Annotated in this window: 16 protein-coding genes, 3 pseudogenes and 1 other annotated feature; of the genes and pseudogenes, 11 read left to right on the plus strand and 8 right to left on the minus strand. The window is 59.8% G+C overall.

Going from position 1 to position 22,315, the window contains the following annotated elements:
* Positions 1-270: 270 nt before the first annotated feature.
* Positions 271-771, plus strand: coding sequence for a methanogen output domain 1-containing protein (locus ACK3EW_RS24225; RefSeq protein WP_493809938.1), 501 nt, complete (start codon positions 271-273; stop codon positions 769-771).
* On the plus strand, positions 768-2,732 hold the full coding sequence (locus ACK3EW_RS24230; RefSeq protein WP_493809939.1) for an ATP-binding response regulator: 1,965 nt from the start codon (positions 768-770) through the stop codon (positions 2,730-2,732). Before ACK3EW_RS24225 ends, ACK3EW_RS24230 begins: the two co-directional genes overlap by 4 nt.
* Positions 2,733-2,738: 6 nt before the next feature.
* Here ACK3EW_RS24230 and ACK3EW_RS24235 read toward each other — a convergent pair whose 3' ends face one another.
* Together ACK3EW_RS24235 and ACK3EW_RS24240 are read right to left on the minus strand one after the other, a co-directional pair.
* The gene (locus ACK3EW_RS24235) at positions 2,739-2,963 is read right to left on the minus strand and encodes a hypothetical protein (RefSeq protein ID WP_493809940.1); all 225 of its coding nucleotides are present in this window, start codon (positions 2,961-2,963) and stop codon (positions 2,739-2,741) included.
* Complete coding sequence (locus tag ACK3EW_RS24240; protein ID WP_493809941.1) at positions 2,960-3,256, minus strand: hypothetical protein; 297 nt, start codon at positions 3,254-3,256, stop codon at positions 2,960-2,962. Before ACK3EW_RS24240 ends, ACK3EW_RS24235 begins: the two co-directional genes overlap by 4 nt.
* 167 nt (positions 3,257-3,423) lie before the next feature.
* On the opposite strand from ACK3EW_RS24240, the pseudogene ACK3EW_RS24245 reads away from it, so the two are divergent.
* Positions 3,424-3,903, plus strand: a pseudogene (locus ACK3EW_RS24245) (IS21 family transposase); the annotation flags it as partial.
* A 108-nt stretch (positions 3,904-4,011) separates the two neighbouring features.
* On the opposite strand, the gene ACK3EW_RS24250 reads toward ACK3EW_RS24245, so the two are convergent.
* The gene (locus ACK3EW_RS24250; protein WP_493809912.1) at positions 4,012-4,587 is read right to left on the minus strand and encodes a recombinase family protein; all 576 of its coding nucleotides are present in this window, start codon (positions 4,585-4,587) and stop codon (positions 4,012-4,014) included.
* 108 nt (positions 4,588-4,695) lie between these two features.
* Here ACK3EW_RS24250 and ACK3EW_RS24255 point away from each other — a divergent pair, with 108 nt between their 5' ends.
* The 4 genes and pseudogenes from ACK3EW_RS24255 (at position 4,696) to ACK3EW_RS24270 (ending at position 11,263) form a co-directional block, all read left to right on the plus strand.
* Complete coding sequence (locus ACK3EW_RS24255) at positions 4,696-7,710, plus strand: Tn3 family transposase (RefSeq protein WP_493809913.1); 3,015 nt, start codon at positions 4,696-4,698, stop codon at positions 7,708-7,710.
* 76 nt (positions 7,711-7,786) lie between these two features.
* Positions 7,787-8,827 (plus strand): annotated as a pseudogene (locus tag ACK3EW_RS24260) (IS21/IS408/IS1162 family transposase); the annotation flags it as partial.
* A complete protein-coding gene (gene istB, locus ACK3EW_RS24265; RefSeq protein WP_493806540.1) occupies positions 8,824-9,591 on the plus strand; it encodes an IS21-like element helper ATPase IstB in 768 nt (255 codons plus the stop codon). The pseudogene ACK3EW_RS24260 and the gene istB, both read left to right, overlap by 4 nt.
* A gap of 437 nt (positions 9,592-10,028) precedes the next feature.
* A protein-coding gene (locus ACK3EW_RS24270; protein ID WP_493808251.1) for an IS3 family transposase occupies positions 10,029-11,263 on the plus strand; the annotation gives its coding sequence in 2 pieces (ribosomal slippage) (positions 10,029-10,329 and positions 10,329-11,263; 1,236 coding nt in all).
* Positions 10,316-10,432 (plus strand) — a sequence feature (AL1L pseudoknot). Its footprint overlaps the gene before it by 117 nt.
* Before the next feature lie 40 nt (positions 11,264-11,303).
* Here the strand turns inward: ACK3EW_RS24270 and ACK3EW_RS24275 are convergent.
* From ACK3EW_RS24275 to ACK3EW_RS24285, 3 genes and pseudogenes are all read right to left on the minus strand, one after another.
* Positions 11,304-12,374 (minus strand): annotated as a pseudogene (locus ACK3EW_RS24275) (ISNCY family transposase); the annotation flags it as partial.
* Between the two features lie 1,141 nt (positions 12,375-13,515).
* On the minus strand, positions 13,516-14,052 hold the full coding sequence (locus ACK3EW_RS24280; protein WP_493809942.1) for a hypothetical protein: 537 nt from the start codon (positions 14,050-14,052) through the stop codon (positions 13,516-13,518).
* A gap of 12 nt (positions 14,053-14,064) precedes the next feature.
* Positions 14,065-15,066 carry an arginase family protein gene (locus ACK3EW_RS24285; protein ID WP_439119524.1) on the minus strand — a complete coding sequence of 334 codons (1,002 nt, stop codon included), beginning with the start codon at positions 15,064-15,066 and terminating at the stop codon, positions 14,065-14,067.
* A 114-nt stretch (positions 15,067-15,180) separates the two neighbouring features.
* Here ACK3EW_RS24285 and ACK3EW_RS24290 point away from each other — a divergent pair, with 114 nt between their 5' ends.
* Positions 15,181-15,369, plus strand: a complete 189-nt coding sequence (locus tag ACK3EW_RS24290; protein WP_493809943.1) for a PLDc N-terminal domain-containing protein — start codon at positions 15,181-15,183, stop codon at positions 15,367-15,369.
* Positions 15,370-15,428: 59 nt separating this feature from the next.
* Here the strand turns inward: ACK3EW_RS24290 and ACK3EW_RS24295 are convergent, their stop codons facing one another.
* Positions 15,429-15,887 carry a hypothetical protein gene (locus ACK3EW_RS24295; protein WP_439119522.1) on the minus strand — a complete coding sequence of 153 codons (459 nt, stop codon included), beginning with the start codon at positions 15,885-15,887 and terminating at the stop codon, positions 15,429-15,431.
* A 160-nt stretch (positions 15,888-16,047) separates the two neighbouring features.
* Entirely contained in the window at positions 16,048-18,483 is a 2,436-nt protein-coding gene (locus tag ACK3EW_RS24300) for a fasciclin domain-containing protein (RefSeq protein WP_493809944.1), read from the minus strand.
* Between the two features lie 149 nt (positions 18,484-18,632).
* Here ACK3EW_RS24300 and ACK3EW_RS24305 point away from each other — a divergent pair, with 149 nt between their 5' ends.
* From ACK3EW_RS24305 to ACK3EW_RS24315, 3 genes are all read left to right on the plus strand, one after another.
* Positions 18,633-19,601 (plus strand): hypothetical protein, encoded by a 969-nt coding sequence (locus ACK3EW_RS24305; protein ID WP_493809945.1) that lies wholly within the window; start codon positions 18,633-18,635, stop codon positions 19,599-19,601.
* A gap of 158 nt (positions 19,602-19,759) precedes the next feature.
* Positions 19,760-20,797 carry a hypothetical protein gene (locus ACK3EW_RS24310; RefSeq protein WP_493809946.1) on the plus strand — a complete coding sequence of 346 codons (1,038 nt, stop codon included), beginning with the start codon at positions 19,760-19,762 and terminating at the stop codon, positions 20,795-20,797.
* Positions 20,797-22,206: a glycosyltransferase family 4 protein gene (locus tag ACK3EW_RS24315; protein ID WP_493809947.1), complete on the plus strand. Its 1,410-nt coding sequence runs from the start codon at positions 20,797-20,799 to the stop codon at positions 22,204-22,206. Before ACK3EW_RS24310 ends, ACK3EW_RS24315 begins: the two co-directional genes overlap by 1 nt.
* Positions 22,207-22,315: the final 109 nt, after the last annotated feature.

Genomic DNA, 22,315 nt, shown 5'->3' on the forward strand with positions numbered 1-22,315 from the left:
GGCCCGGTCCAGTCGAAACTCCCCCGCCCCCGGGGAACTCGGCTGGACCGGAATTTAAACAACGCATCGGGGAAAGAAGATCAGGCAATACGACGAGCCTGCATCACGGTCCTGCCTGCAACCTTTAGGATATTTTGCACAAGACTCTCTGGGAATTTCCGAATATCGTAGTTGTATCCGGCACCATAACAGTACCGCCGGATCATCGGTAAATCGGTTACCAGTTCCCACATCAGAGAGGTTTGCGCACGCAACAACGCGAGATGGTCTATGCCGTCACATTGGACGCACGAACTCAATCAAACCGGGTTTTACCGGGAAATGATCGCAAGCCTGACAAGCGCGCTTGAGCGCGTTGTCGGTTACGCTGATGCCGAGGGATATCTTGCCCTTGTCGGCTCGGAAATGGGGCAGGATCTGTATGCCGCCTATTGTTCCGATGCCGGATTGTCGGACCTGCCGGCTGAGAAAATCGCCGAGGTTCTGGTCGATCTCAAGACACATATCGATGGAGGGTTTTCAGTTGAATCCATCGAAGATGGAAAAATCACCCTGGTTAATTCCCGATGCCCATTCGGAGAAAAGGCGCTTGGTCGTCGATCGCTTTGCATGATGACTTCGTCGGTATTCGGAACGATCAGCTCTCAGGTGGCCGGGCAGGCGAATGTCGAAATCCAGAAATCCATTGCTGCGGGAGATACATGCTGCCGCGTTGTTGTTTACCTCAATCAGCCCGAAGCACCCGGGAAAAGATATTTCGCTCTCGTATGACACAGGGCTCCGAGCATATTCAGATCATTTGTGATTTCATTCGCGATGCTTCTGCACCGTTCATGATGATCGACGAAAACGGCGCCTGCCTTTTCGAAAATCATGCCATGCATCAGTTGGATGTTTCTGGCGCGCTATCACTTTATTTCGAGAGCGATGTGGGGCAAGCCATGCTTAAGGCGGGATTGCATCAGAGTACGCCGCTGCCGTTTTCCTTCATGGGGCCAAAGGGCCGTGAGTTGGCCAATATCCGCCGGATCACCACGGCCTCGGATGCGTGCTTGCTGCTGGTCAAGATCCGGCAAAGCAAAAGGATGGCCACCTTTACCATGGCCAGCCAATCCGAAGAGGGCGCAGCACTGCAAGCCTATCACAAGCGCCAGATGGGGGATCGTTTCGAGGCGTTTTTCAAGACGGCGCAGGACGGCAATGCCATCCTGAACCGGAGTGGAGAGTTCGTACATGCCAATGCGGCCCTGCAGCGCCTGACCGGCATTGCAACGGAGACTTGTGCGGAGTGTACGCGGACCGCCTGCACCATATGCCAAAGAACGTTTCTGGATCTGATCTCGGCAGAATCAGTTGAGGCCCAGGTCATCGATCCCGAAACCTCTCGGGTCGATCTGTCCAGGATCACACCGTCGAAATTCGATGCAACGCTTCGGGGCGCGCATCGCGATATTCCTGTCTCTATCACTTTGACATCGAACGAGTCGGAGAGTTGTCCGGAATTTTTCCTGACTGTGCGCGACCTGACGGAATCGCAGCGTTTTGCCGAGGTCAAGAAACTCAATTCCGAACTCGACATGGCCAACAAGGCGATGGACGAATTCAACCGCCTGATGTCGCACGAGATGCGCGCGCCGCTGTCGAAACTGGTGTCTATCGCGGAAAATCTACGCAGTTTCGGCAAGCTTGGTGCCGAGGCCGACCCCTATGTCACGATGATTGAAGAGGCGGCAAAGGATGCGCTTCTGCAGTACAGTTCCATTCTCAGTCTGAGCCGGGGCAGCAAGCGTGAGATCGTGCATTTCCGTCCCGCAGAACTGATTGATCGGCTGATGCGCCAGCACGCTCTGATCGCAGAACATCATCAGGTTCACCTGAACGGGACCGTCACCGGCAACAGCCAAACCTCGGTGCCGGTCGATGCGACCGACGTGTTCCTGATCATGACCAACCTGGTGTCGAATGCGCTCAAGCATACAAAGGCCGGGGATGAGGTGCTGTTTTCCATCGTTGTGCTCGAGGACAGCCGGTCGCTCCAATTGCAGGTCCGGGATACCGGAACCGGGATTTCCGAAGCGCTGCGTCCGCGCATCTATGATGCTTTTGTCACCACCGCCGCCGAGATGGAGATCCAGTCAGGGGTCGGTGTCGGATTGGCGCTGGTCAAGCGGGCTGTCGAGATCCGCAAGGGCACCATCGATTTCGCCACCGAGCTTGGCAAAGGCACCACGTTCACCGTCACGCTGCCCTTTGCCGACGGCGCAGTGGCGCAGGTGGTTCCGGACGATGCGGCACCGGCGCCAGAGACCCCGACGCTTGTTCCCGGTGATACGATCCTTGTTGTCGATGATGACATGGTCAATCTTCAGATTCTGTCCGCGCGGCTCACGGCCTATGGCTATAAGGTTCTGACCGCCTCAGGTGGAACCGGTGCCCTGCGCATCCTGAAGGCGTCGCAGGACAGCTGGCCGAAACTGATCTTTATCGACCGCAACATGCCTGATCTGAACGGTTTGGAAACCACGCGGATCATCCGCAGCCGGTTCCGTGACAGGGAATGCTTCATTTGCGGGCTGACGGCTTATGTCGATCAGGAGATTGTCAGGGACATGACGCAGGCCGGGATGGATTGTGTCGAGCAGAAACCCCTGAGCGCGGCGACGCTGGAGACCTATCTCAAGCCGGGGCCAAGCGCGGCACCGCAGACGCTCAGAGAGGTCCGGCGCGCCTGAGCCGGATCAGCTGTCCTGTGCGCGGCGCATGCGCCAGAGACCAACCCCGAAGCCGACGCTGCCAAGCCCGCAGATACCCAAGCCGATGGCGATCGGTGACGGGACAAGTCCGCTGATCCGCACCGCCCAGTCGGGCTGCAGATACAAGGCTACAATCACCGCCCCGGCACAGGTCAGAAACCAGCGCAGCCTGCTGCATGTGCTGCATCGCGATGCGGTCTGGCCGATCATACCGGCCGTTTCCGGGCGCGTTCGGTGTTCAGATAGATCAGTTTCGCCTTTTTCTGCACCGCCTGCTTGGCAGATCGGTCCAACAGCACGTCGATGGCCCGTCGGACGGCCAGCAGCGCATCATTGAGCACGACCACCCGCTCGGAGGCGTCGCCCTGCATCAGGTCGGTGCCGCCGATAAGCGCGATCACTTCGTTGCGCAGGGCGTGGTCTGCACCGGCGATCCGCGACAGGTCATCGGCTTCGATGGCCGAGTCCAGATTGGCGATCAATCGATTCATCCGGGCAGCCATGCCTGGATCCGTCATATGATTGTGAGGTGCCGTCATTCAGAGGCCATCTGGAAACGGCGGTGCAAAATTAGGCCATGGTAGCGGCGGGATAGTCTCGCTGCGGGCGGAGTAAAATCCTGCCACTTTTCCCTTCTTGCATCGGCAGGGAGGGCGGGGAGATCTATACCGTGGAACTTTACAAGAAGGTTCGCTTGGCGTGTTCCGAGGGCATGAGCGCGCGGGCGGCGGCGAAGCATTTCAACATTTCGCGTGGGACGGTTGATAAGATGTTGGCCTTTTCGGTGCCGCCTGGCTACCGGCGGGACAAGCCGATCAGGCGGCCGAAGCTGGACGGGTTCACCGAGTTCATTGACGCCTGGCTTGAAGCCGACAAGGTCGTGCATCGCAAGCAGCGTCATACGGCCAAGCGGATATGGGAACGGCTTCAGGCCGAGCACGGCTTCACCGGAGGCTATACGATCGTCAAGGATTACGTGCGTGATCGCGAGCGGCGGACCCGGGAGATGTTTGTGCCGCTGGCTCATCCGCCGGGCCATGCTCAGGCCGATTTTGGCGAAGCGGTTGTCGTCATCGGCGGTGTCGAGCAGAAGGCGCACTTCTTCGTCATGGACCTGCCGCACAGCGATGCCTATTTCGTCCGGGCCTATCGGGTCTATCGGCATAAAGGTACGTGAGGTCCCATAGGAATGTTCGTGTTTTCGGTCCCTTTGAATTTGGGGGGCGACGGATCAGTCTGGCGTGGTTCGTGAGGTTTCCTACTTGATCGCGTCATAAAGTGCGGTTTTGCCAACTTTGATGCGGGCCGCGGCCTCTCGAACCGTCAGGCCTTTTTCGATCAGCATTTTCGCCCGCGCCAGTTTTTCAGGAGTGACGACAGCCTTGCGTCCGCCTTTTCTTCCGCGCGCGGCAGCGGCACTCAGGCCAGCGCGCGTTCTCTCTCGGATGAGGTCGCGTTCGAACTGGGCAAGGGCACCGAACAAATGAAAGACGAGTGTGCCCCCGCTCGTTGTCGTGTCGATGCCTTCAGTCAGAGATCTGAATCCGACGCCGCGCTGGTCAAGATCGCGAACCGTATCAATCAGGTGGCTCATGCTGCGCCCGAGACGGTCGAGCTTCCAGACAATCAGAGTGTCGCCGGAACGTAGGTGATCGAGCGCTTCATTTAGTCCAGGCCGATCCGTTTTGGCTCCAGATACACAGTCTTCAAATATTTCGGCGCAACCGGCAGCCTTCAGAGCGTCAACCTGTGGGGCCAGCGATTGATCGGCCGTTGAGATGCGCGCGTATCCGATCGGCGCAACTAATTCTGCAGTCTTTGTCCGTTTTTCCATCCGTCAATCATCTTGTCCGACATTCCGTTGTCAAGCCATATTGCCGGACAACAAAACACGGGGCCGTCAAACGACCGTTTCCCGGACACCACTATGACGGAGAGCCTCATGCCCCGAATGCAAATCCTGTCATCCTCCGAGCAAAAGGCGTTTGACAAGCCGCCGGTATTCGACTTCCGCGAGCGCAAACGATGTTTCGATTTGCCAAAACCCTTGTTGGACATCGCAACCAAGTTGCGTTCACCCGCCAGCCAGATCGGCTTTCTGGTGATGTGCGCTTACTTCAAAGCGGCGAAGACGTTCTACGATCCTCGCGATTTTCACGCCCCGGATATTGAGGCGGCAGCAAAGCTTCCCGGGCTCACAGGATCGGAGTTCTCGCCAGCAGCCTACCCCAAACAGACCCGCGCGCGCCATCGTAATCTCATTCTGGATTTCTATGGCTTCATGCCATTCGGGCGGAAAGCCAGGAAAGACCTGATCGCCGAGATTGCGACGATGGCGCGAACATATCTGAAGCCGCACCTGATCTTTGATCGATGCGTGGATTATTTGATCCAGCGGCGCATCCAGGTTCCCAGATCGGGTGTTTTGCTTGAGTTGATCCGATCCGGATTGCAGATCCGCAAAGTAGAACTCATCGCGCTGATGAATGCACATCTCACCGATGACGCGCGCGCCTTGCTGGACGAACTCTTCACGACCCCAGACGATCAGAACCGGTATCGCCTGACCCTGTTGAAGAAGCTGTCGCAGTCGGCAAGACCGACGAAGATTAAGGAAGCCATCACTGACTTTGAGACGCTCGCCGATTTGCATGGCCAGCTTTCCGACCCTCTATCGGCGCTCGATTTGGGGGCTGCCGGCATTCGATATTTCGCGGGCAGCGTTCAGCGCTCACGGTTGTTTCAGCTCAAGCAACGCGCAGACAATGACCGGCGTATCCATGCCGCTGCTTTTGTTGCCCATCAGCTTTACCGCACGCACGACAACCTGATCGATCTCTGGCTCAGCGTCACGGCGACCTTTCACGCAAAGGCGACGCGCGATCACAATGATTGGCTGCTGGAGAACCGGTCAGCACAACAAAAGCAGATCAAGTCTGTCATCAATGACCTGGACACATCTGTGTTTGGCCTGTTGCGCGACATTCGCGGCGTGACCAAGGCGGATGGAATATCGGACACCCAGAAAGTCAGCACAATCCGAGCCTTGCTGGATAAAGGTCGGTTCAGCGCATTCGAGCAGCTGAAGGATGATCTTTCCGCAACCGCGCGGGATGAAAGCTGGTTCGATGTGCTTGAGGCAGGGTCCTTGCGACTACAAAATCGCCTTAGTCCCATCCTTCGCGCGATCATGTTCGACCGGAACAACCGGGCCGCCAGTCTCATCACCGCCATCGACCGGTTCAAACACAACGATGGCGTGGTCGGGCTAGGGGCGCCAACGGAATTCCTCAACACAGACGAGCGGGCAGTACTGATCCGCAGTGACGGAACATTCCGAACCTCGCTCTACAAGGTCTTTCTGTTCCAGCATGTTGCCGCCGCCATCAAATCCGGCGATCTCAACCTCTCGCAGTCCTATAAATACCGCCCCATGGACGCCTATCTGATTGATCCGGACAGGTGGAGGCGAGAGAAGCCGGAGCTGTTGGAACGGGCCGGATTGGCCGAGTTTGCCGACCCGGAACCCGTTCTGGCAACCCTCCGGAAGGCGCTGACACAACAATATCAGCGTACGAACGCCAATGCTGCTGCCAATCCACACTTGAAGCTACGTGCCGATGGCACCTTCCACATCGCTACCCCGGCAGCCGGGGCTGATGGCATCAGCCCAACCAATGAACTGTTCCCTCAACGGCACGATGTACCACTGGCACAAGTACTTGAGACGATCAATAATCACTGCGGGATGCTCGGCGCTTTCGAACACTGGCAGCAGACCCACATCCGTCAGGCTGTACCCCGCCCCGCACTCCTGGCCGGGATCATGGGCCTTGGATGTGGAATCGGCGTTCGCAAAATGGCAAGGATCTCGTCTCGCGTGACCGAGGGCGAACTGGAACATGTCGTCAATTGGCGGTTTTCTCTCGACAATATCCGCGCCGCGAACGACGCTGTGGTCAAAGCCATGGATGAGATGGACCTGCCCAATATCTATCGAAACGAGGCGGACAAGCTGCATACCGCCAGTGATGGACAAAAGTTCGAGGTGCGCGGCGAAAGCCTCGCTGCCAGCCGGTCGTTTAAGTATTTTGGCCAGGGGCAAGGCGTCAGCGCCTACACATTCGCCGATGAACGCCACATCCTCTGGCATTCCCTTATGATCAGCGCTGCCGACCGGGAAAGCGCGTTCGTGATCGACGGCCTCATGTGCAATGACGTCGTCAAGAGCAACATTCATTCCACCGACAGCCACGGCTATAATGAAGCCATCTTTGGGATGACGCATCTGCTGGGCTTTTCCTTCGCCCCACGGATCAAAGGTATTGGAAAACAGACCCTCTACATCTTCAAGCCGGACCGGCCAAGGGATCATGATTGGATCATCGCCCCGGACAAAACCATCAATGAGACCCTGATCCGCGAGAACTGGGATGCGCTTCTGCGCCTCGTCGCCACCATCAAACTCAAGGAAAACACCGCGTCCGACATCTTCCGGCGACTCAATTCCTATTCCCGCCAACATGCGCTCTATCAGACTCTGAAGGCCTTCGGACAGATCATCAAATCGCTGTTCATCCTGCGCTATGTCGATGACCTTCCCCTGCGTCAGGCCATCGAACGCCAGTTGAACAAGGTCGAACTCGCCAACCGCTTCACCCGCGCCGTCGCCGTCGGCAATCCCCGCGAGTTCACCCAAGCCGAAAAGGAAGAACAGGAGATCGCCGAAGCCTGCAACCGGCTGATCAAGAACTCCATCATCTGCTGGAATTATCTCTACCTCGCTCACCAACTCCAAACGGCACCGGACGAGGAAGCCAGGAAGGAACTCAAACGCGTCATCGCCGCACACGCCCCAATGGCCTGGGCACACATCAACATGCTCGGCGAATACGACTTCTCTGATGACAAACTCCGTGACGCGCTCGGAATCCTTCCCCTGAAATCAGCCGCATGACAGATCGCCAAAATCAGGGGGACATAAAACAGGAAAAATCACAATAAATTAGCCGCCTATACCGATCCCTGTGGGACCAGACGTTCCTTTATGCCGACGAACCCCCTATCCAGCGGCGACGGCGGAGGCCTGGATAGACGGCCATGTCCGCGCGTTTGACTTCTTCGGCGGGGTGCCGCAGTCGGTGCTCTACGACAACGACCGCTGCCTGGTGTCGAAGATCCAACCGGACGGCACGCGCATCCGCGCCGCGCTGTTCAGCGGCTTGCAGTCGCATTACCTGTTTCGGGATCGCTATGGTCGGCCCGGGAAGGGGAACGACAAGGGCGCTGTCGAGGGGATGGTCGGCTACGCCCGCCGCAACCACATGGTGCCGATCCCCCACTTTGCCAGTTGGGACGATTTCAACGCAGACCTTGAAGGGCAGTGCCGCGCACGCCTGACGCGCATTCTTCGGGGTCACAAGGAGACGATCGGTGAGAGGTTGCAGCGCGATCTGGTCGCGATGCGCCCCCTGCCTGCCGCCCCGTTCGACGCCTGCGACCAAGCGGGCGGCAGGGTCAGCTCGCAGTCTCTCGTGCGCTATGACACCAACGATTACTCGGTCCCGGTCGCCTATGGCCACCAGGATGTCTGGATCCGCGGCTATGTCGATGAGGTCGTGATCGGCTGTCGCGGGGAGGTGATCGCCCGACACCCGCGCTGTTACGATCGCGAGGACATGATCTTTGATCCGGTTCACTACCTCCCGCTGATCGAGCGCAAGATCAATGCCTTGGACCAGGCCGCACCCTTGGCGGAATGGGACCTGCCCGAAGAGTTCCAGACTTTGCGCCGCCTGATGGAGGCGCGCATGCTCAAGATGGGGCGCCGCGAGTATGTGCAGGTGCTGCGTCTGCTCGAGACCTTCGAGATGGATGACCTGCATGCCGCCGTGAAGAAGGCCCTGAAGCTGGGCGCGGTCGGCTTCGACGCCGTGAAGCACCTCGTGCTTTGTCAGGTGGAGAAGCGCCCCCCGAGGCTTGATCTCGATGTCTACCCCTACTTGCCGCGGGCGAATGTCGAGACGACGCGGGCGGCCAGCTACATGGCCTTGATGTCGGAGGCGGCGGAATGACCGAGGCCCCGAAGATCCTGCTTGCCCACCATCTGAAGACGCTGAAGCTGCCCACATTCTTGCGGGAGCACGAGAAGGTTGCGCGTCAATGCGCCGCCGAAGGACTGGACCATGTCCAGTTCCTGTCGCGCCTCGTGGAACTGGAACTCATTGACCGCGAGCGGCGGATGGTCGAGCGCCGCATCAAGGCCGCGAAGTTCCCGGCCACCAAAAGCCTCGACAGCTTCGACTTCAAGGCGATCCCGAAGCTGAACAAGATGCAGGTGCTGGAACTGGGGCGTTGCGAATGGATCGACCGGCGTGAGAACGTGATCGCCCTCGGGCCCAGCGGAACCGGCAAAACCCACATTGCACTGGGCTTGGGACTGGCAGCCTGCCAGAAGGGCATGTCTGTCAGCTTCACCACCGCCGCCGCGCTGGTCAACGAGCTGATGGAGGCGCGAGACGAACGTCGGCTGCTGCGCGTCCAGAAGCAGATGGCTGCCGTGAAGCTGCTGATCATCGACGAGCTCGGATTCGTGCCCCTGTCCAAGACCGGCGCCGAGCTGCTTTTTGAGATGATCTCCCAGCGCTACGAGCGCGGCGCCACGCTGATCACCAGCAATCTGCCCTTCGATGAATGGACCGAGACCTTCGGCACCGAGCGGCTGACCGGCGCGCTCCTCGACCGGTTGACCCACCACGTCAACATCCTCGAGATGAACGGCGAAAGCTATCGCCTCGCGCAAAGCCGCGCACGCAAGCCCGGCGAAAACATCAACTGATCCAAAGCCCAGACTTGGACCTGACGGTCCAAGGCGGCCAGTCACCCGCCAGCTACATGGAGAGCGCGGCTGACTGGCCGCCGCTCATCACCCGCGTCCCGCGTAAACCCAAAGTGGCCCAGTTTTGCGCCGCCCCGTGGCCTAATTTTACTCCGCCGTTGACAGTTCCGCTCATCCTCTCATCAGTTTGCGAGGAGAGTGACATTCCTGAATTGCTCATGGGTGACATTATCGCTTTGCGCGTACATCTAATGTTGCAACCAAGTAGAAATGTCACCGGTTTTGCAAAGTAGAAATGTCACCAAATGCGCTGAGGGGAGCAAGGCTTTTGAGCCCGGAGACTTCAACTATCGCAGGGCTGAAAAGCCTTGCGGCGATCAGTGAAAGTGAACCGCCCCGGGTTTACCGGAGAGTAAAACACTCAAAGGATGAGCCCTATGACAAAGCAGAGATTCACCCCCGCCTATCCGGCCGAGCTTCGCGAACGCGGTGTTCGGATGTTTCGAGAGAACCGTACCGATTATTCCAGCGATACGGCCGCCTATAAGGCCATCGCGCCGAAGCTTGGCTGTTCGCCGGACAGTCTGCGGGTCTGGTGTCAGCAGGCCGAACGCGATGCCGGGCAGCGGGCCGGTCTGACAAGTGCCGAGAAGGATCGGATCAAGGAACTTGAGCGTGAGGTCCGTGAACTGCGCCAGGCCAACGAGATCCTGAAGAAGGCCAGCGCATATTTCGCAGCGGCGGAGCTCGACCGCCCATTCCGCAAATGATCGCGTTCATTGATGATCACCGTTGTGTCCATGGTGTCGGGCCGATCTGCCGGGTTCTGGGGATCGCACCATCGACTTATTACGCCTTCAAGGCCGTGGAGCGTGATCCGGATCTGGCATCGGACCGGGCCAGGCAGGATCAGCTGGACATGGCTGCGATCAAGCAGGCCTTCGAGGGCAGCCGGGGCCGATATGGCGCGCGCAAGGTCTGGCACCAGCTACGCCGCAGTGGCCATGATATCGCCCGCTGCACGGTGGAGAGGTTGATGCAGGTCATGGGATTACAAGGCGTTGTGCGGGGCAAGAAGGTGATCACCACCAACCCCGATACGGCACAACCTTGCCCGCACGATAAGGTAAACCGAGCCTTCGTGGCGGACATGCCAAACCAGCTTTGGGTCAGCGACTTCACCTATGTTTCCAGCTGGCAAGGAATGGTCTACGTGGCTTTCATCATCGACGTCTTCGCCCGCAAGATCGTTGGCTGGCGGGTCTCGACCTCGATGACGACTGGTTTCGTCTTGGATGCCCTGAACCAGGCCATCTGCCAGAGGGCGCCGTCTGAGGCTGACAAATTGATCCATCACAGTGATCGTGGCAGCCAATACCTGTCGATCCGATACACCGAGCGGCTCGCAGAGGCCGGCATCGATACCTCGGTCGGAAGCGTCGGCGATTCCTATGATAATGCCCTCGCCGAAAGCATCATCGGCCTGTTCAAGACCGAGGTCATCAAGTTCCTCGGCCCCTGGAAGTCGGTCGGTCAGGTCGAATGGGAAACTCTGAAATGGGTCGACTGGTATAACAACACCCGCCTTCACAGCGCCGTCGGTTACATCACGCCACAAGAAGCAGAGGAGGCATTCTACGCAAGCTTGAACGCTGACGAAAAAGCAGCCTAACTATTGAACCAGAAACTCTCCGGTAAACCCGGGGCGGTTCATAGGTGTCCACATATTTGCCGACCAGACCGCGCGTGAGGTCGTTCTCTTCGAGCATGATGCGCTTGCGCTCATAGGAAAACGTCAACTGCTTGCCGACATAGCGGTTCTCACGCCAGCACAAAACGTCCGCAAGACGATCCGGTTCTACGTTAAGAGCACGGTGCAGATTGTCTGATTTGGCCGGAGCTTTGGCGAATTTGGCGTTGTGACGCTCTTTGAACCCCTGCAGATAGGCGTTTCCAGCCTCCATGTCAGAAATATCCGCCAGGCGGAGCTCCTTGACCAACCTGTCCTGCAATGTTCGGTTCGCGCGCTCGACACGACCTTTGGCTTGGCTCGAATTGGCGCACAGAATCTCAATGTTCAACTCGCTCAAGGCGCGCCCAAACTGGGTCATTCGCGCGCCGCCCTTAGCGTCTTCCTTGGCCACGCGAAATACCGTGTGCTTGTCGGAATAGAATGCAACAGGGCGCCCATGGGTTTGCAGATAGCGCTCCAAAGCCTCGAAATAGCTGAATGTACTTTCCGACTTCACGAACCGCAGCTCCATCAAGGTGCTGGTCGCGTCGTCAATAAAAACCAGTAGAGTGCAAGGCGGCGCGCGGTCTTCAAACCAACGATGATCCGAGCCATCGATCTGAATCAACTCGCCATAGCATTCCCGGCGCAGGCGCGGTCGATGAAACTGGCGGCGCTGTTTGCGGGACAGCCAAAGGCCATCCTCAACCATCCACTTGCGCACAGTCTCGCGCGAGACTGTGAGCCCGTGATGTTCGGACAGCATCTCAGCCGCAAGCGTCGGCCCGAAGTCAGGATACTGTTCTTTGATGACGCTCAAAGCATAGTCGCGTTTAGCCGCGTGGATTTGATTGTTTGGCGAACGCCCCCGCGACTTGTGCCGGAGCGCTGAAGCTCCGTCCTGACGATACCGCTTCAACAGTCGGAATATCTGCCGACGCGTCAGGTCCAACATGTTCGCCGCATTGTCGACGCTCAGCCGACCGTCATCGACCTGCGCCAAAACCTCAACCCGGTTCAACTCGCGCTCGCTCATCAATACCCATCCCATGTCCGCTCATCCTCTCATCAGTTTGCGAGGAGAGTGACATTCCTGAATTGCTCATGGGTGACATTATCGCTTTGCGCGTACATCTAAGTTGCGCATAATGCGTTTTATGTAATTTCATTACCGTAGGGTGCGTGATCTCACGCACCTTTTTCGTATGTCGGGTGGTGCGTGCGAGCATGTACCCTACGCTTGCTTGAGGGATATGCGATCATTCATGAAAGCTTCCTGAAAATCAGCAGAATTTAACACGCATGTGAAAGCGCATAGTTTAGCGCATTGATTTCACTATCGAAAACTTTTCCGGGTATATGTATGTTTGGGCTATCGACACTTGATGATGAATGTTCTTCACCGCTGCAGTAGAGAATGTAAGTATCAGATCTCACTGTACTTTGCGTAAAAAAATTCAACACAGAAGGGCGCTCAGGCCAAAAACGGATAAATGTGGTCCTGTCTGAACTTGTTGCAGTAACTCGGTGTACCGTTTCCAACTCAATAACTTCTGTTACACGTTTAGCTGAGAACTCAGATCGTTCGATACATGGTTTATGGTAGTCCGTTACGATTTCAAGGATACATCCGTTAAGGGAAGCTTTGGTAGTCTTGTTACTATCGTTCTTGGAAAGGATTGCTTCAATTGTGTCCTGAGCGTCTTCGAGGTTAGACGCTGATCCCTTCAATGGTAAAGCTACCAGGCAAAACGCGACAAGAATGAACTGGGCCCAATCAGTGATCATTTTTTAACCTCAGGATACTTTGCATAATATTCCGCTATGCAAAATAATTTCCCTATTTTGGGATGAAGAACTCCACCACTCTGAATGCGACTAGTACAGTCAGACTCATGCTCAAAGCGACTGCCAACGTGGAAATTGCTTGATTTGAGGCTAACCCGCTCAGCATGAACACCACCAATAAGATCGCAAAGATCGCATTAACCCATAGTAGCTTTCGAATGAGTCGAGTTAACGAATTCATGTGAGCAGCTTTGGCTTTCAAGCAGTCGCGCATCTTATCACTGAGCTTAGCTTGCAGCGCAAGAACTGGTGGGTCAAAAACGGCCCCTATTGATCCCACGAGTCTATCCCAACAGAACCAACACTTTACCGCGGTCAAAACCCCTCGCCAAAACCACTACCCCCTACGCCGACACCTCCGAGGGCCGCAGGGAGACCGAGAGCACGTCATTATGGGTCTCGCTGTCGAGGATGACATAGAGGCTCGACATGATCCTCCAGTCCAAGGGATCATGCCGCCGGATCACCGAGTAGACCGGGTAGGGCTTGCGGCGGGTCACGCCGTCGGCATGGACGATGCTGGCCACATGAGTCGACCCCACCGTGTCGCAATCGATAAAGCGGGCCTCGACCACGGTGCGCACCACGTCGACCACCTGCGTGTCGCGGTAATAGCGGCGCAGTTCATCAAACGTTTTGCGCAGCCCGGTCAGATCGCGGATCACAGAGCGTGTGTCGGCGGTCTCGATCACATGGGGCAAGCCGAAGCAGGCCGAGAACCGATCAAAATCTCCGGCAAGCAAAGCTGTTCCTGTCTCGAACAACAACAGATCAGCGATTTCTTCCGCGGCACAATCCTGTGACATGGCGATATACGTACCCCATTCCATCGCCCGTCTAATGACATTGATCAAAATCACGCGTTTCGCGTCATCCGGCAAGACAGGTTTTCCTTACCCTGCGGTAAGCGACGTCCGAACCTGTCCCACCCCTTCGGCCATCATAGAGATCATCTCGAACATCACCGCCGCCGCCGTCAGCGCGGTGATCTGGTTGGGCGCGTCCTTGGTGGGCATCATGCAGACCACATCCGCGCCGACGATGTTCATCCCCCGCACGCTGTGCAAAAGCCCCACCGCCTCGTCGATGTCAAAGCCCTTTTCACCGGGCTCGAGGTTCGACACACCGGGCGCAATGGTGGGATCGAGGCAATCCAGATCGAAGGTGATATAGACCGGCCGTCCCGCCAGCACCTCGCGCGCCTGCGCCACCACATCCGCGAGGCCACGCTGCCGAAACTCCTTCATCGTCACCACGTTGTAGCCGTAGTCGTAAGACGGCTGCAGCCAGTCCAGCGTGCGCGGATGGCCGCGCAACCCGATCTGCATCGACCGGGTCGGGTCCACCTGTCCCTGATCGGCCAGATAGGCCCCCCAATGCGCCGCCGATTTCTTGGCCCCCAGAAAGTGATCCACCTTGGTGAACACATCCGTATGGGCATCCAGATGCAGAAAACAGACCGGCTCACCTTGCGTGATCTGCCCCTTGCCCAAAGCCTGCACGATGCCACCAGTGATCGAATGGTCGCCACCGATGGAGATCGGCCGCGCCCCTGCTGCATCGATGCCTTTGTAGAACTCGGTGATGTCGGCAATGCAGGCCTCGTTGTCATTCGCCCGCGGCAAAGGCACATCCCCCACATCGACGATCCGCGCCGCCTCCCACGGATCAAGCTGGAACCCCCCATGCACCCGCCGCTGCACGCAAGACACGTTGCGCAGCGCGCGCGGCCCCAGATGCTGATCCCGCTCGGTGGTGCCATTTCCCGTCGAATGCGGCACGCCGACCAAGGCGATATCCGCCCCCTCAGGCCCTTCGTTGGGACAGCGGAACAGCGTCGGAATCCCCCACCAATAGAGGTTCTGCATCATCGAGGCCTGATAGGGATCGGACATGGGGCACCTTTCTGCCGAGCGGTTTCACCCCAGTCTAGGGCGCAGAAGGGCGCGGGAACAATATCGCGTGATCCGGGGTTTCCTTGTCAGACACACAGGAAAGGCGACCCTCACATGGAATATGGACTTCTTGGACTCATCGTCCTGATCGCGGACATCTACGCATTGGTCAAAACCTGGCAAAGCGGCGCCTCCACTGGCGCGAAACTGCTCTGGACCCTGCTGATCCTCGTGCTGCCCGTGCTGGGCTTCATCATCTGGTTCATCGCAGGCCCCAAAGGTGCAGGCCGCGTTAGCGCATAACACTCCCCAAAACAGGCCGGGCCCCGAAAGCCCGGCCTGTGTCGTCCGAGATCACATCCTCACATACGGATCGTCGAGCCCGCGTTTGGTGACAGCATGGCATTGTGGGTCTCGCAATCGAGGATGACATAAAGGCTCGACTGGAACTTCCACTCCAGCGGATCATGCCGGCGAAGCACCGAATAGATCGGATAGGGATTGCGCCGGGACACGCCATCGGCATGCACCATGCTGGTCACATGGGTCGCAGCCACCGTGTCGGAATCGAGAAACTGCGCATCTACCACCGCACGCACCATGTCGATCACCTGCATCTGCCGATAATAGCAACGCATGTCGTCAAACACCGCCCGCAGCGCCTTAGGATCGCGGATCACAGTCCGGCTATCGGCAGTCTCGATCACATTCGGAAAGCAGAAATAGGCGGCAAAATGATCGAAATCGCCCGAGAACAGGGACTTGCCCGTCTCAAAAAGCACGTGTTCCGCAATATCTTCGGCAGCGCAATCCAATGACATGGAGACCCATCACTCCATTCAATCGTCCGTCAAAACAGACCTGTCCATGATCACCCGAATCTCCCCCATCCGGCAAGACTGGTTTTTCCTGACTGGCGGCGCGCGCCGCACTCCCGTGTCACAGGCCGGACAGAACTGCCCGGCCCGTCGGTTCACACAGTCAGGCCACCGCAAACGGATCATCGATCACACCGACCAGCTGGAAGGTGAACTCGGTGCTGCCATCCGCACCATTGGCATCCGCAGCCGCCTCGGCGATCAAACTCTGCGCCTCGGCCAGACCCGCAGCACGGTCCTCCAGCATATAGGCCGCCATCACCGCCCCGGCGTCATCCACGTTGTTCAGACCGTTGATCAGCGCGAAGGACACGCCAATGTCGCCCTTGTCCTCAATCGTGCGCACATCGTCCGGTGACCCGGTATCCGCCCGCGCCCCTTCGATCAGCGCCAGCATGAATTCGGGCCGCGTGACCGTACCCGCCTCCAGAACAGAGACCCAGAAGTTCAGACCTTCGGCATCCGGGTCGCGTTCGAGGAAGTTGTTATAGGCCTGCGTGACAAACGCCTCGGATGTCAGATCCTCGGGCAGCGCCTCGTGGGTCTCCTGCTGCTCGAAGAACAGCGCGGCAATCTCCGGCAGGCTCACCCCATTGGCCAGCGACGTGCCCCAGAAGAGCAGCCCACCCGCATCCGGGGCGCGGTCGAAATAAGCAATGTAAAGCTCGGTCAGAATCTGCAGCTGGTCCGGCGCAAGCTGCGCCGCCCCGGTGAGCACCGACAGGTCCAGCGTGCCATCGTCGAACCGCACGAATTCCACATCCTTGAGGAAATCCGTTCCTTCGGCGACATCGGTCTTGTCGGTGGCGGCCACCCCGTTCGGCCCGAACAGAAACTCGAAATCATTGAAATCCCCGGAAATCACGGCGGTGTCTTCCCCGTCCCCGCCCAGGATCACATCGCTGCCATCATCACCGAGGATCGTGTCATCCCCGCCACCGGCCGACACGTAATCGTCATTGTCGCCCAGCGTGAAGGTCTCGGCAGTGTCATCCCCGATCACGAAGGCCACCGCATCCTCGGCCCCGTTCGACGGCAAAAGGTCAACCGGCACCAGCACCCCGTCGATGACATGCACAAACCCGTTCGATGCGGCGATGTCGGTGGCGATGATATTGGCATCGGGCAGGTCCGGCTCGCCATCCACCAGCGCCGCCCCGTCGACACCCAGAGCCGCACCCAGCAGCGTGTCGATGCTGGCCGATCCCAGAACATCCCCCGAATCCAGCGCACCGGGCGCCACGTGATAGAGCAGGATATCCGACAAAAGCGGCACCGGATCGCGGCCAAAGCTGAGCAAGGTCACCGCATCGACAATATATTCGAACGCCCCGGCCTCGTCGCTGCCCTCATATCCCAGCGCCTGTGCCGCGGCGACAAAGGCCGCGTCATTGGGTGCAAAGACCGTCAGGTTGCTGTCGGGGTTGTCCAGCGCCCCCACCAGCCCCGCCGCCTGCAACGCGTTCAGCAGCAGATCGAAATCACTGGCATCGCTGTCGAAGGTGCCACCGCTCTCAGCCACGATCCCGGCAATCGTGGCCCGGTCATTGCCCGCGATATCGATGGGCAGCAACACCCGGTCGATGCCCTGAATGGTGCCGTTCGACGCCGCCACATCCGACACCACGATCACCGGATCCAGAAGATCGGGCTCACCATCCACCAGCGCCCCTGCCGAAGGCGCGATGGTTGCCCCCGTCAGAAGCGTGGCGACAGACCCCACCGCAGTGATATCGGCCTCGGATTTCGCCCCACCCGACACGTGATAGAGCAGGATATCGGTCAAAAGCGGGATCGGATCGCCGCCGCCCAGATCGGTCAGCGCCTGCGCAATGAAGCCAAAGACCGCCGACTCGTCGGTCTGATCCCCGTCAAAGCCCAGATCCACCGCCAGGGCGGTAAACGCCGCATCGGTGGGGGCAAACACCGTGATATCGGTGCTGGTGCGGACCGTATCGGTCAGGCCGGCTGTGTTGAGCGCCATCACCAGAATATCAAAATCATCCGACCCCGCGGCGATATCGACAATGTTCGGAGCCTCGGGCGGGGTGTTGCCGGGAATATCGATCGGCAAAAGCACGCGGTCGATGCCCTGAATAATGCCATTGTCCGCCGCGATGTCCGGGGCGACGATCCTCGGGTTGGCCAGATCAGGCTCCAGATCGCCCAAAGCCCCGTCGGATGGGGCAATTTCGACCCCCTCGAGCAGCGTCGCAATCCCCTCCGATCCGGTGATCGTCGGCTCGGTGCGCGCGCCCGGCGCCACGTGATAAAGCAGGATATCCGTCAGAAGCGGGATCGGGTCTCCGCCCCCCAGATCGGTCAGCGCCCCGGCAATAAAGCCAAAGACCGCGTCCGCATCGGTCGGGTCGCCGTCAAACCCCAGATCTGTCGCCAGCGCGGCAAAGGCGGCATTGGTCGGGGCAAAGACAGTGATGTCATCAGCCGCCCGGACCGTATCGGTCAGGCCAGCCGTGTTGAGCGCAGTGACGAGGATGCTGAAATCCTCGGATCCGGCGGCGATATCGACAATATTCATTACAAGTACTCCCTGTGGTCATGACAAGGCTACGGGGGGCGCTCCCAACCGGATGCCAATCTGACAAGCGCCTGACATGAATGTGAGCGCGCGTTATCCCCCGATCCGGCGAAGTGAATGCCACAGGCTAAGCGGCTATCCTGCCCGCCATGGCTCCTCGGTTCCTGCTCCATATCGGTGCCAACAAGACCGGCACCTCCTCGATCCAACGCATGCTGGCCACAAACGCCCCAGCGCTGGCCTGCGCGGGCTGGGTCTATCCACATTTTCACCTGAGCCACTGCGCCCATCATCCGCTCGCCTATGCGCTGGCGGGGCATCCGACGCGGGGCGTACCCGATGGCTGGCGCACCGCCTTCGCACAGGCAACCGCCGACCCCGGCATGGCTTACGTCATCTCCTCGGAACTGTTCTTCCGCAATGTCCCGCCAGAGGCCGCCGCCACGCTCTTTCCGCCGGATCAGACCCGTATCGTGCTCTATCTGCGCGAACACCTGTCCTATCTCGCCAGCTGGTACGCCCAAGCGGTGCAGGAACGGAACCTGACCGCCAGTTTCGACGACTACATCCGCCTCTTCCCGCAGCCTTTTGAAGGCTTCCTCAAACGCTGGGAGGCGGTCTACGGGGCAGCTGCCATCACCCTGCGCCCCTTCCGCCGCGACGCCTTCCCCGGCGGCGACATCCGACAGGACATGCTGGCGCAGATGGGAGGCGTGGCCGGGATCGACATGCCCAAAGCCGACAGCAACCTGACGATCTCCGGCAATCTGCTCTTCTTCAAACGCATGCTGAACCACGTGATGACCTACGACGAGGCCCATGCCCACCCCATCCCCGATGAGTTCGGCGCCTATGCCGAGCTGCAGGACAGCTTTCGCGGTCGCTTCGAAACCGGACCCGACACCGCAGCGCTGGTGGCCAAACTCTTCGCCCACGACCGCACCGCCCTCACGGCCCGCGGGCTCGACCTCGGCCCGGTGCCCGAGCGTGTCATGGGCCAGCCCTGCCCCAACCTCGACACGCTGCAATCCGACGTGGCGCGGATCGCCCAAGTGGCGCTCGAGACCAACAAGGCCTTCCTGCCCTACGCAAAGCGCCTGCCGGTCTGGCCCAAGTGACACGCCCCTGCTTCTTCTTTTCACAAATATGCAAACACCACAGTCCCACCCCTCACACCGATACACCGTCCAGGTGCCGAGTTTTCGTCGACGAAAACTCCGAACGCGCAACCGCGTCTTCCCGCTCGTAACCCTTCATTAACCTTGATGAAGCAAACATGACCGGGACGCCCATCCCGGAAAGCCCGCATCCCATGCTGATCCACCTGCCCACCCAAGACAGCCAAAGCCTGACCTTGCGCGGGCAGCTGCTCGACCGGGCCCTGAGGGCCCATCTGCAACGGCGCGGTGACATATTGCTGCCCTGCGTGCCCTGCCAGACCGGGCCACAGGCGGTTGCCGACACCGCAACCCTTGCCGCTCTGCCACCCCGGCCCCATGCGCCCCAAGTCGCATCCTTGGGCCTCGGACTGCCCCACGCCCTGCAATACGGCCCCGCCACGCTGCTGCTCACACAGCCACTTTCGGCTGCGTTAGAGACGTTTGGTGGCCCCGGCGCGTGGGAGACGGCAGGAACTCTGCCACTTGTCCTGCAAGGCTATGCCCGCGCCCTTCTCACAGACCGGGCCGATGTCGCAGCCTCCGTTGGTTTCGCCCCGTGGCTGCCGCTGGCGCTGGCTGATGGCTTTCCGGTAGACGCCCCCAACCCAACCTCGGACACCCGCATCCTGATCCTTGATCACGGTGCCCCTACAGGTCAGGCAGAAGTGCTGCGCCGGGCGCTACAGGCACTGGGCCTGCCCCTGCTCAGCATCACCCATGACAGCGCCCCCACAGACACCGCACCAAGCGCCGATCTGCACCTGCATCTGGGCTACGGGGCAGACCGTCCGGTGGCGGGGCTTTCGCCCACCGACAGCCTGCTTTCAGGGGCCTATACGCTGATCCTGCCCGCACCGGGGCATGGCGCGGGCAAGGCGTTGCGTGCACTCTGTGCCGCGCGCTCCTATGGCGATCTGGCCCCCAGCCTCTCTGAGCTGGAAACCCGCGCCCGCGCCATGCTGGACAGGCTCACCGCCATCCACGCCGCAGGCACAGGCACAGGCACAGGCACAGGCCAAAATACGGGCCAAAATATGGACCAGAACCCCGAACGCGCCCGCTTTGCCGCCGCCAATGCAGGCGCGCGGGCCGAGGCACTCAAACGCTTCGACGCCGTGCTCGACGCGCCCTTGCCCACGGCCGAGGCCGCCTGATGCGCCTGGCCTGGGTCTGCCCGATCTCGTCACGCACAGGGGTCGGCTCCTATGCCGGGTCGGTGCTGCGCGCCCTCACCCGCCGCAAGGGGATTGAGGTCACGGTGCTGCACCCGCCCTGCCCCAAGGTCGACCGGTTGCCCATGCCCTGCCCCACCCTGCCGCTGTCGGATGCGCTCATAGACTCCGACCTGCCCGAGATGTTCGATCTGATGCTCTACCACATGGGCAACAACGACCAACATCACGGGTTGATCCTGCGGGCGCTGATGGCCCATCCCGGTCCGGTGGTGTTGCATGACCATGTGTACCAACACATGCTGGCGGGGCTGCACCATGACGGCATAGCACCTGCCCCCGGTTTCGGCGCGCTGATCCATGCTGTGTCAGGGGCTGCGGGCTTTGACTACCTCGCCGCCAGCGGCGTGCTGCGGGCCAGCTCTGCGGTGTCTTATGTGCCGTGGGAAAGCAGCTGGGCCGCGCAGGTGCCGCTCTCGGATGTGTTGGCGCGGCTGGCCACCGGAGTGGTCACCCATTCCGACTTCGCCGCCCGTGCCATCGGGGCGCAGTACCCCGGCAGCAGCACGACGCTTTTCATGCCCCGCCCCGATGTGCCCGTCGATCCGCCCGATCGCAGCCCCGGTCCCGGCGCGCGACTTCGGCTGGCGGCAACAGGCCATATCGGCCCCACAAAGGGGCTGGAGGTGCTGATCGACGCGCTGGCCAGCGCCCCCGATCTTGCGCAGCGCTACCGTGTCACCATTGCGGGCCATGCAAGCGATGCCACCTATCTACAGATGCTCGAAGGGCGGATCAGCGCGCAAGGCCTCGGAGAAACACTCCGCCTTCTGCCAGACCCGGATGCATCGGGCTTTGCATCGGTCATGCAGGACGCCGACCTCTTTCTCAACCTGCGCCACCCCAACACCGAAGGCGCATCTCTGTCGCTGGCCGAACAGCTCTCAAGCGGGCGACCCGCCATCGTGCAGAACTCGGGCTGCTTTGCCGAAATGCCTGACACCTGCGGCTGGCACCTGCCCCAAGGCAGCGGGACCGAGGCATTGGCAGACATCCTGCGCTCCATCGCCCAAGACCCGCGCGAGATCACCCGGCGCGGCACCGCCGCCGCCCGCGTCATGAGCCCGCGCGATGCCGCCGCCTATGCCGACGGGCTGGCCCGCTTTCTCTATGCCGGACAGGCTCGCATGACCCGCCGCGCTGCCCTCGCCTACAGCCGCAGCGCCAGGCGCGGAACCGCAGGATCGCGACTGGTACCTGAGGCTGGTGCGCGGCGTGATGGCTGGGCTGATGGCCGGGCGCGGGCTGATGCCTCCCGATCTCTGGTCCTGCACAGAGCGCGAAATGGCCCAATATGTATCTCTAAACTTGCTGAACACGGCTGTTTCTGAACCCACACATCTGGGCCGGGCCTTGGCACAGGGCGGGCCACTCAAGGCCACCGAACGGCTGGGGTCTTCTCCGACTGCTGCTGGCCCGCACCTCAGCGCACAGCCACAG

This window comes from Marivita sp. NO-S04 (genome assembly GCF_059070475.1).